13 protein-coding genes are annotated in these 10,522 nt (G+C 45.0%); 3 read left to right on the forward strand and 10 right to left on the reverse strand.

Annotated features, from left to right (window positions below):
* Positions 1 to 110: 110 nt before the first annotated feature.
* The 8 genes from OSCI_RS22955 to tkt form a co-directional block, all read right to left on the reverse strand.
* On the reverse strand, positions 111 to 515 hold the full coding sequence (locus OSCI_RS22955) for a DUF4278 domain-containing protein (RefSeq protein ID WP_007357560.1): 405 nt from the start codon (positions 513 to 515) through the stop codon (positions 111 to 113).
* A gap of 398 nt (positions 516 to 913) precedes the next feature.
* Positions 914 to 1,501: an RdgB/HAM1 family non-canonical purine NTP pyrophosphatase gene (gene rdgB / locus OSCI_RS22960; RefSeq protein WP_202796250.1), complete on the reverse strand. Its 588-nt coding sequence runs from the start codon at positions 1,499 to 1,501 to the stop codon at positions 914 to 916.
* A 121-nt stretch (positions 1,502 to 1,622) separates the two neighbouring features.
* On the reverse strand, positions 1,623 to 1,919 hold the full coding sequence (locus OSCI_RS22965) for a hypothetical protein (protein WP_007357562.1): 297 nt from the start codon (positions 1,917 to 1,919) through the stop codon (positions 1,623 to 1,625).
* A gap of 17 nt (positions 1,920 to 1,936) precedes the next feature.
* A complete protein-coding gene (locus OSCI_RS22970) occupies positions 1,937 to 2,416 on the reverse strand; it encodes an endonuclease domain-containing protein (protein ID WP_007357563.1) in 480 nt (159 codons plus the stop codon).
* Positions 2,417 to 2,699: 283 nt separating this feature from the next.
* On the reverse strand, positions 2,700 to 4,190 hold the full coding sequence (locus OSCI_RS22975; RefSeq protein WP_007357564.1) for a GUN4 domain-containing protein: 1,491 nt from the start codon (positions 4,188 to 4,190) through the stop codon (positions 2,700 to 2,702).
* A gap of 5 nt (positions 4,191 to 4,195) precedes the next feature.
* Complete coding sequence (locus tag OSCI_RS22980; protein WP_007357565.1) at positions 4,196 to 4,603, reverse strand: Pepco domain-containing protein; 408 nt, start codon at positions 4,601 to 4,603, stop codon at positions 4,196 to 4,198.
* Between the two features lie 131 nt (positions 4,604 to 4,734).
* Positions 4,735 to 5,058, reverse strand: a complete 324-nt coding sequence (locus tag OSCI_RS22985) for a hypothetical protein (RefSeq protein WP_007357566.1) — start codon at positions 5,056 to 5,058, stop codon at positions 4,735 to 4,737.
* 369 nt (positions 5,059 to 5,427) lie between these two features.
* On the reverse strand, positions 5,428 to 7,434 hold the full coding sequence (tkt, locus tag OSCI_RS22990) for a transketolase (RefSeq protein WP_007357567.1): 2,007 nt from the start codon (positions 7,432 to 7,434) through the stop codon (positions 5,428 to 5,430).
* A gap of 339 nt (positions 7,435 to 7,773) precedes the next feature.
* Between tkt and OSCI_RS30915 the strand changes: the two genes are divergently transcribed.
* From OSCI_RS30915 to OSCI_RS32120, 3 genes are all read left to right on the forward strand, one after another.
* Positions 7,774 to 7,914, forward strand: a complete 141-nt coding sequence (locus OSCI_RS30915; protein WP_007357568.1) for a hypothetical protein — start codon at positions 7,774 to 7,776, stop codon at positions 7,912 to 7,914.
* Between the two features lie 80 nt (positions 7,915 to 7,994).
* Positions 7,995 to 8,240 (forward strand): type II toxin-antitoxin system HicB family antitoxin, encoded by a 246-nt coding sequence (locus tag OSCI_RS22995; protein ID WP_007357569.1) that lies wholly within the window; start codon positions 7,995 to 7,997, stop codon positions 8,238 to 8,240.
* A gap of 95 nt (positions 8,241 to 8,335) precedes the next feature.
* Entirely contained in the window at positions 8,336 to 8,458 is a 123-nt protein-coding gene (locus OSCI_RS32120; RefSeq protein ID WP_007357570.1) for a hypothetical protein, read from the forward strand.
* A 243-nt stretch (positions 8,459 to 8,701) separates the two neighbouring features.
* On the opposite strand, the gene fabF is transcribed toward OSCI_RS32120, so the two are convergent.
* Both fabF and acpP read right to left on the reverse strand, forming a co-directional pair.
* A complete protein-coding gene (gene fabF / locus OSCI_RS23005; RefSeq protein WP_007357571.1) occupies positions 8,702 to 9,955 on the reverse strand; it encodes a beta-ketoacyl-ACP synthase II in 1,254 nt (417 codons plus the stop codon).
* A 108-nt stretch (positions 9,956 to 10,063) separates the two neighbouring features.
* Positions 10,064 to 10,318, reverse strand: a complete 255-nt coding sequence (gene acpP, locus OSCI_RS23010) for an acyl carrier protein (RefSeq protein ID WP_007357572.1) — start codon at positions 10,316 to 10,318, stop codon at positions 10,064 to 10,066.
* Positions 10,319 to 10,522: the final 204 nt, after the last annotated feature.

Genomic DNA, 10,522 nt, shown 5'->3' on the forward strand with positions numbered 1-10,522 from the left:
TCCCTTCTTCCCCTAGCCCCTACAAAAATTATCGGCGGACAATAAGAAACCCAGTTCGATCGACTGGGTTTCTTGTGATTTACCTTTCAAATTTGTTGTCCCCCAGATATTCAACAGGCCATTTGCGCGGCTTCACTTTCTAGTAAGCGGAGCAATCTTTCATCGCCTTTAGCTTTGGCTATTTGCAGTCGGCGGTCGAGGATATTGCAGAGATTGGCGCGGTGGACTTTGGCAATGTCGGGTACTGCTGTGCAGGCTTTGGCGCGGGAGGCTGCGATCGCGAGAACAGGCTCTACAACTGTCTTGGCAACTACCACTTCCGCTTCTTGAGTTCTTTTGGTGTTGTATTCTACGCCGCGATACTTCAGATTGTATGCCTGTTCAGGAACGGGAATATGTCTGGGATAACGGTAGTTCCAGCTTTGACCCCGATATTTGCCGCCGATTTCACCTTCAACCATCTCGACTGCGGAAATGTCGTTTTCGTAGTTAGTGCCGCGATAAGTCAGTTTCATATCTTTTGTTCCTTTTATGAGTAGGGGAGTGGTTTTAAGGTCTGATGTCCTTCCCTGATGAAAAATTTTCTTTCTTTCTGTATTGTATTTTACTGTTTTGCCAAATAACAGGGTTCGTTGACAAAATTTAATATTCCGACTTACTTTTAGCGAGGGACTAGGGGAAGAAGGGGCTAGGGGCTAGGGGCTAGGGGCTAGGGGCTAGGGGCTAGGGGAAGAGAGGGGGAGCTCTTGAGCAGCAAGGGAGCAGGAGAGCTCTTGAGCGAGGGAGATGGAGAAGATGAAGAGCTTAGGAAAATTATTCTTCTCGCCTGCAAAACTCCCCATCCTTGCGATTTTCGGCATCTCCCTATCTTCCCCCTTTTCCTTACTTCTTTTTCCTTACTTCTTTTTCCTTCCTAGACGATCGCAATTCTCTCCAATTGGGGTAGAAGGATCTGGAATGCTTGACCTCGATGGGAGTGCGATCGCTTCTGTTGGGGGGTCATTTCTGCGAAGGTTTTTTGCTGCGTGGGGACGTAGAAAATGGGGTCATATCCGAATCCGCCGCTACCTTTGGGATTATAGAGGATTTCACCATCACATTTTCCTTCAACTTGGATGGCGATCGCACCGTCAGGAGAGGCGATCGCGATCGCACAGACAAATTGCGCTTTCCGGTTCTGTTCGTTTCCTAGTTCTGTTAATAATCGTTGGATGCGATCGCTGTCTGTTTTGCCATAGCGAGCCGAATATATTCCCGGTCTACCATTAAGTGCGTCTACTGTCAAGCCTGAGTCATCTGCGATCGCCCATTTCCCTGTTGCTTTTGCGACTTCGGAGGCTTTGAGGCAAGCATTAGCGATGAATGTATCGCCTGTTTCTTCTATTTCCAATTCATCTGGTTTAAGTTGCAATTCCCAGCCAAAATCAGCGAGATATTCTAACATTTCTGTGACTTTCCCAGGATTGCTGGTAGCGACAAGTAATAATTTTTGGTTAATCATCTGTAAGAATTGGTAATTGGTAATTGGTAATTGGTAATTATACATGGGGCCGAGAAACCGGGTTTTTTATCGAATCTGCGGACTCGAACGAAGTATTTTCGTGAAAAACCCGGTTTCTAAGTTAAACTTCAACATATTTGCATAAATTTGTCATTTCAGAATCGGTTACATCTTTCAGCAAAATTTCCCCCTCGGTTGTCAATTCCCATCTATCGCGAGGGGAATCTGTTTCTATATATCGCTGAACTAAACCCTCAGCAATCAGTTTTTTTAAAACAACCATCATGTCAGGTTCTCGCGGTACATCTCGACGGGAAAGTGCATTTGCGAGTTCGTACCAACTCCACTTTCCTTGACCTTTAGCTACTAATTTAAGTAACACTAATTCAAGTTGAGTTAATTGAGTTAAGTTTTTCATTCTTTTTATCCTATAACTTACCCCTTATTACTCCCTCTTCTTCTTACTCCCCCCTTACCAAGGGGGTTGGGGGGTCGGCTCTTAGCGATTCCCTTTCTTCTTACTCCCCCCTTACCAAGGGGGTTGGGGGGTCGTCTTAGCAATTGAATCTTACCTGCAATAACCTCTATAACCCCCTCTAAATTGTGATATACCTCATCATTGGTAAATCTCAAAAAATTGATTCCTACTGACTCAATAAATGTTTGTCGTTCAGCATCATATTCTATAGCACCATCTTGAAAATGACTATCACCATCAACCTCTATTGCTAGCTTGATTTCAGGTGAGTAAAAATCAATTACAAATTTATCTACGCTGTATTGTCTGCGAAATTTACAATTCTCAAGTTGTTGGCTTTTCAGTTTTTCCCAGAGTAATTTTTCAGCTTTTGTCATTTCTCTGCGAAGCTGCTGTCGTTTCAATTTTTCTGAGGTTTTGTTATATAGTTTGGTCATTGTTATGGCCTTTTTACCCCCCAACCCCCCCTTGGTAAGGGGGGGCTAAGATTTTTTTTGTGTCTTTTGGGAATTTTGCCTGCCTTGGGGAGAGTGGGAGGCCCAAGACCCGGAAATTTTAGCGGTGGCAGAAAAATTTGTCATTGCTAATTGTGAAAACGCAAAGTCGCTGGTAGTATTTTAGCTGACGGTCAGTGCCAGGTATCGGAAACGTAGACAGCGCAAGGTTTCGTGGTTTAAGCCTTTGTTATAAATCTTAGCGAAACTCTGAAACGCTTAGATGTTACACTTTACAAGTCTCGACGCGAGAGAAGAGACCCACCCACCCCCCACACCACCAACCCCCCCAGGACGGGAGGTGTCCTTCTGCTGGTGCTTGGGTGTTGAATTTTAATTCATCATAACCCAACCAACTTTTATTCACACGCCAACCTACGCGATCGCCAAACGCTTCCCATATTTTACTATCATATTGTCTGGTTCCACCCAGACTTTGATAGATGCGCTTCTGCACCGAAAAGCCGAAGCGCCCATTACTGTATTTTACCCAAAGTTGGTCAATCGTTCGCAAGTCTTCACAAGGAAAATTATCTATTGATGAGCTATCCAGCCATCCTTCTTTCTCCCTACCCGCCACCTTTAACATCACTCTGGCCGTTTCCTCATCCGCTTCTTTCCACTTTCCTGCTGCCAGTAAATCGCGTAACTTAGTGTAGTCTATTCCCCGTTCAGACTTGAGGGGAACATCAGGCTCAATAGGAGTAGTATCCGTTACAAGTTTAGATTTTGGAGACAATGGAGATTCCGCTTGCTTCGCAACGCTAGCACTAACAGAATTGTCTTGAGACGATGCCTGATTTTCTCTCTGCAATCGATCGATTCTTTTTATAGCCTGAATAGCAGACATATCCTTACCAAAAGATGCAGCGAATACGCGAATCCACAACTGTTCTGCCAGTTCAAAGTTCTTATCAACTTCTGCCTGAAAAGCATCAACTTTGAGCGCATAAATATCGTCTCGATTTGCGTGCTGCGGCAAAATAATCAAATGAGATTTGGTGTCAGGTTCCGCAATGGTAATAGGCGTTTGCTGCACTTCGTTGCCTTTATATTCCCATATCAGTTTAGGAACCCGCGAACTCAAATAATCATTCAATTGCCCAACAGTTGCACACTCAGGAGAACTCAATCCCTCCAGCAATGCTTTTGTGAAAATACCCTGCTTTAAAGCATCAATTTCATAGGACAATTGATTAGGACTGCAAGAAAAAAAGGTGACAACTCCCTTTTCCCGTGCAACTTGAGCCGCTTGATTGCCGATTCCTTCTCCCGATTTACTCCCTCGATCCCGACAAGCATCCAGAATCAAAATCACATTATCAGCACCGCAGCGGCGCAGGCGTTCAGTCAGGAAATTAATCGTAATCCCTGTAGATTCAATATCATTTGGATTGCTGTCACAAGCCATTAGGTAATCACGCCCGTTGTCACGTCTTCCGTGTCCGCTGAAGAAAAACCAAAAATTATCCCCATCCCCCATAAAGGGTTTTTCAAATTTTGTCAGTAAAAGGTTTCTCAGATGGCTAAAAGAAGGACGAATCAAGTTACCCTTAGTATCAGGCAGCGAGTCATCTGACAAGAACAAAACTTGCTCGAACCCCGCCTGATTGCGAAAAAAATCCTGCATTAGCTCTGCATCCCGCTTGGCATACTTCAGCGGGGTTAGAAACTCATAGTTATTGATACCAATTGATATCGCCTTATTTTTTCCCATGCACTTTAAGACTTCCGTTTAAATCTCAACAATATAGTTCTTGTATCGGCAACTTTAGCCCCCATACCGACTAAACAGAAAGAACCCTCGGCGTTAATCGCAACCGATACCTCAATTTCAGATAACTCGATCGATTTCATGTCAGCTTCCGCATCCGCACGGCTGAATATTTTATCTACCATTTCCATGCAGTCAACCAGTTCGGTTTCTAGTTTCTTGATGCTAACCTTGTGCAGCCGCAAGCTATCAGCTACTTTTGCTGCTTGCTTTTGGGCCGGCTCATTTGGCTGTGCGTCGAAAAACCCCCCATAGTCAAGTCCTGTATGTGCTCCTATCTTCGCACCATCATCAAGTGCATCAGGTGACTCGTCGGCAGTATCGGCAGTCACAATCCAAATCGTTTCATCTGGCATAAATTCTAAACACTCCAAACTATTTACATAATTTTGTGAGATATTAACCCCGACGATCGCTATAAATTGTACCCGAAATCTTCATCAAACGATAAAATTGTACTCAAAATCTTAATCAAACCTGCCTTGAATCATAAGATGCTGCCACAAACCCCGCTTTCATTCAAGCGGCGTACAACCATTAGTTTTTGAGGAGGATTTGCCAGTAGCTTTTCAAAAGCAACGAGTTGATCTTTCTCAATAAAGTATTCACCGCTATCTGGATCGATGACAATGTACCAATTATAGTGAGTTGCCATCAGTTCGTCGCGGACTCGTTCAAAAATAGGACGACATCGCTGCCACCGCGCTTGACTTTCGGCTTTTTGCTTGGCTTTTTCTTCGGGAGAAATTGGCGGTTTTATGTATTTTTCGGAGATGCGGCGGGGTTTCCATCCGGGAGGTGCTGCGATCATAAGTTGTTTTTAGTGCCGATCGCTCTATTTTAGCAAAAATTTATATCTCATGGGGGCCGAGAAACCGGGTTTTTATCATTCGGCGATTGAAATCGCATCTACACAAACAAAGTCCGCCTACGCGGACTAAAGAATAAAGGAGGTATTTAAGCCGGATTTAGTATTATACCCAACCTACTTTGCTGGTGATTTCTTACCATTATCGCACAACAAAAATGGGGCAGGTAAAATACCCACCCCACAATAAATTTAGACCAAATCCGAGTTAAATATCCCCGTTATTTCTTAGTCCGCGTAGGCGGACTTCGTTTGTGTAGATGCGATTTCAATCGCCGAACTTTAACCCAGATTTGGTACGATCGGTTAAAATTAACCGATAACTTCCTTAGCCTTCGCTACCACATTATCAACCGTGTAACCAAACTTTTCTAAGGCCACATTACCAGGTGCAGAAACACCAAAACGGTCAATACTAAGCATCGCACCTTCAGAACCAAAATAACGCTCCCAACCGAAGCTAACGCCAGCTTCAACTACTAAGCGCTTCTTCACAGCTTTTGGTAACACAGATTCGCGATAAGCAGCATCTTGTTCCTCGAATAATTCCCAGCAAGGGAAGGAAACAACGCGCACTTTCTTACCTGCTGCGCGTAACTTTTCAGCCGCATCAACGCAGAGGTAAGTTTCGCCGCCAGTACCGATTAAAATGATGTCAGGAGTACCATCATCATCTGATAAAATGTAGGCTCCCTTAGCAACACCTTCAATCGAAGCACCTGCTAAGTTAGGCAAGTTTTGACGAGAGAAAGCCATCAAAGTTGGACGATGACGATTTTCAATTGCGATCTTATAAGCGCCTGATGTTTCATTGCCATCAGCAGGACGAATTACTAATAAATTAGGAATTACCCGCAAAGAAGCAACTGTTTCAACTGGTTGGTGAGTAGGGCCATCTTCACCTAATGCAACGGAGTCGTGAGTCATTACATAAATCACGCCAGCTTCCGATAATGCAGAGAGGCGAATTGCTGCCCGCATATAGTCGGCAAATACTAAGAAGGTAGCGCAATAAGGGATTAATCCTGAGTTATCGAGGACAATGCCATTACAAATCGCGCCCATCCCATGTTCGCGGACTCCGAAGTGGATATTACGGTTTTCGTAATGTCCTTTTTGGAAGTTACCGATTCCTTTTAACTCTGTATAGTTAGAGTGGGTAAGGTCAGCAGAACCGCCAAGTAATTCGGGGACAACTTTCGCGATCGCATTCAGCGTAATTTCTGAATGCTTCCGAGTTGCCAAAGCCTTATCAGTGGGGGTATAAGTAGGCAAAGCCTTCTCCCAACCTTCGGGCAATTTACCGCTACTCATCCGCTCAAATTCAGCGGCTTCTGCGGGATATTTAGCCTTATATTGAGCTAAAGCTTCATTCCATTCTGCCTCTGCTGCTGCGCCGCGATCGACTGCTTTACGGAAATGCTTTAAGGCATCTTCAGGTACGACAAAGGGTTCGTATTCCCAGCCTAACTTCTCGCGGGTGAGTTTTACTTCGTCTCCGCCTAAAGCCGCGCCGTGAACGTCAGCAGTATTTTGCTTATTAGGAGAACCGTAACCGATAGTTGTTGTCACCTTAATCATCGATGGTTTATCGGTGACAGATTTTGCCTCTGCGATCGCCTTAGCAATTGCTTCTAAATCTGTGTTACCTTCGGGTACGTGCAGAACGTGCCAACCGTAAGCTTCAAACCGCTTGCTGACATCTTCAGTAAAGGCAATATCCGTAGAACCATCAATAGAGATGTGGTTATCGTCATAAAGGGCAATCAATTTGCCTAATCCCTGGTGTCCCGCAAAGGAACAAGCTTCACCAGAAATCCCTTCCATGTTACAGCCATCGCCCAGGATGACGTAGGTGTAGTGATCTACAATTGTGGCATCAGGCTTGTTAAATCTAGCAGCTAAGTGAGCTTCTGCGACTGCTAAACCCACGCCATTACAAATTCCTTGTCCCAGAGGGCCAGTGGTAACTTCCACCCCAGGAGTCATAAAGTTTTCTGGATGTCCGGGGGTTCTGGACTCCAACTGACGGAATTGTTTAATATCGTCAATGGTGACGCTATCGTAGCCCGTTAAGTGCAGCAGGGCATACTGAAGCATACAGCCATGACCCGCCGACAGTACGAAGCGATCGCGATTAAACCACTTAGGATTTTTCGGGTTGAACCGCATAAAGCGATCCCAGAGCACGAACGCCATAGGCGCAGCGCCCATCGGTAGCCCTGGATGGCCTGATTTTGCCTTTTCTACCGCGTCGATGGCCAGAAAGCGGATCGAGTTGATGCAGAGTGTTTCGAGTGATTGGGTTGCAACAGCCATAGTTGTCTTTATATATGCCGAGTGTGTGTGTGAGTATCCGATGGTAGAGATTGTTTAATTTGCGTCTCTACGCTTTAGTTGCTCTGGAATCGCCGTGAGGCTGCATTACAGATCATCCCACCAGTTGGACAGCCAAGCAAGATGATTTCAGGGCTTGTTATCCTTTGACGGAGTGGATAAATGTCTGGCCTTGTGGAGATTAGGTGCGATTTGGAGGTAAAAACGCCTTGCGGTTACGGAAGTGAGGTGTCCAGGCGTAGCCAGCCGCAGGCATCGCGATTTCGGGACTGGCGAGTAATCAGCTAGTAATATAGAAATAACTTCTAGGAGACTATAAAGATGACAAACATATCCCATGAAGAAAAGGCAATTATCCGTACAGAAAGAGGACTGACAATCGCGGGTACACGCAAACCTGGTCAAGAAGCTATTCGATCCCAACTTCAAGCAGCAAAAGCCAAATTTAAGTCTCAGCCATGAATTTTTTTAGTCGATCATAATTTTGAGAGGACACGACATGATTTTCTTTCGTTGTATTGCTAATAAGGGAGTGCTTTAATATGTTAACTAAATACATCCAAACTGCTATGAAGCAAGCTAAGTATGAAATTTTCCCTGATAATGGGACTTTCTATGGAGAAATTCCTATCTGTGAGGGAGTCTATGCAAATGCTGTAACTCTCGAAGCTTGTCGAGAAGAATTGCAAGAGGTATTAGAAGACTGGATTTTACTTAGTCTCACCCTGAATCTTCCTTTACCAGTCATTGATAATATCGACCTTACAATTACTAAAGAAGTTGCCTGATGCCTCCTTTAAAACCAATCAAACGTCGAGAGTTAATTTATTACCTGAAACAACTATGATTTGATGGGCCCTATTCTGGAAAAAGGCATCAGTTCATGTTGAAAGATAACCTTCGCGTTACTATCCCCAATCCTCATCAAGGTGATATTAGTGCCAACTTTTTAGCGAAAATTTTGGGACAGGCTAAAGTGGATATTAGTGATTGGGAGAACTTATAAATTTGAGAAGGTTTTGTCAATTGATTCCCAATTATGATACAGTTAATGAATTTGGAATGAATTATAATTTGGTACTAAGGAGTTGCGATCGCAACTTGGCACGAATCCGACCTAAATAGCTAATTGTTATCCTTTAAATTTCGCTATTTTTACAAGAGGTCTATTTTATAATCACTCACTTATTAAAAAATTGGGGCAGGCAAAATGCCCACCCCACAATATATTCAAAAAACGCCTGTGAATTCACTCCACAAACTTCTTAAAGGCCAAAGTCACATTGTGACCCCCAAATCCAAAAGAATTAGACAGGGCAACATCTACCTTCAGATCGCGACTATGATTAGGAACATAATCTAGATCGCACTCAGGCCCAGGATTTTCAAAATTAATAGTCGGCGGTACTTTGTCATTATTAATTGCCATCACCGTCGCCACCGCCTCAATGCCTCCAGAACCACCCAAAAGATGACCAGTCATCGACTTAGTAGAACTAATCGCCACCTGATAAGCACTATCTCCCAAAGCCTTCTTAATGGCATTAGTTTCCGTAGAATCATTAGGTAGCGTACTCGTACCGTGAGCATTAATATAGCTCACCATCTCCGGGGTAATCTCAGCATCCTTAAGTGCTAAAGACATCGCCCTCGCTGCACCTTCCCCGCCTGGTACCGGAGAAGTCATGTGATAGGCATCGCAGGTAGAACCATAACCAACGATTTCCGCGTAAATTTTAGCTCCGCGACTCAAGGCGTATTCCAGCTCTTCTATGATGAGAATGCCAGCACCTTCGCCAACAATAAAACCATCGCGATCGCGGTCAAAAGGCCGGCAAGCATGAGCCGGATCGTCATTGCGCCTCGAAAGCGCCTTCGCCGCCGCAAAACCCGCCACACACAAAGGCGTTACCGCCGCCTCCGTACCGCCACAGATCATCGCTTGAGCATAACCCCGCTGCACCATCCGAAACGCATCGCCGATCGCATTCGACCCCGCAGCACAAGCCGTCACCGTACAAGAATTAGGCCCCTTAGCCCCCGTATGAATCGCCGTCAGGCCCGCCGCCATATTCGCAATCATCATCGGAATCATAAACGGACTACACCTGTCAGGGCCGCGATTCAAATAGATTTCTTGTTGGTCTTCCAAAACCTTCAGACCACCAATACCTGTCCCGATGATCGCACCCACTTGTTCTGCGTTCAGGTCATTAATCTCAAAATTTGCATCTGCGATCGCCTGTTTGCTAGCCGACACCCCAAACTGAGCAAAGCGATCCATCCGCTTTGCCTCCTTGCGTTCCAAATAGTCATGAGGGTCATAACCCTTCACCTCGCCTGCAATGCGACAGTCATGCCGCGACGCATCAAAGAAAGTAATCGGGCCGATGCCATTTTTCCCGGCAAGCAGCCCTTCCCAATACTCGGATAAGGTATTGCCAATCGGTGTAATCGCGCCTAGACCCGTTACAACAACGCGCTTACGCTCAAAATTTGCCATGATTTCGATTTCAAGAAATTAAACACCGAGAACGCAGAACAAAGGAAGAGTTTTCAATCCTATTTTCCCCCCTCTCAAAAGAGAACGAGGAGGGGAAACGCGCTTATCTTAAGCTTTTGGTGCTGCAACTTGACTATTGATGAAGTCTACAGCGGCTTGAACCGTAGCAATACCTTCTGCGGCCTCGTCTGGAATTTCGATATCGAACTCTTCCTCTAACGCCATAACCAGCTCTACCGTATCTAAGGAATCTGCTCCTAAATCGTTAGCAAAGCTGGATTCTGGCTTAACGTCGTTAGCGTCAACTTCAAGCTGATCCGCCACAATTTTCTTAACTTTAACAAAAATGTCGTCTTGACTCATAGATGGTGTCCTCGTTGGATGCCGCGTATTTAATCTTATCCGAAACGGGGATCTTAAAAAAAACCCTTGCCAGTTTTCTAACTGACACTGAACCGAAGCTAGGGGGCATCCAGCACCCGCCATCGGTGGTAGGCTATGAGAATGGGGAGTAGAGGGGCAGAGGAGCAGAGGAGCAGAGGGGAAATCTGTATCTTTCCTGTTCGA

It is taken from the genome of Kamptonema sp. PCC 6506 (assembly GCF_000180455.1).
Lineage (GTDB): Bacteria > Cyanobacteriota > Cyanobacteriia > Cyanobacteriales > Microcoleaceae > Kamptonema > Kamptonema formosum.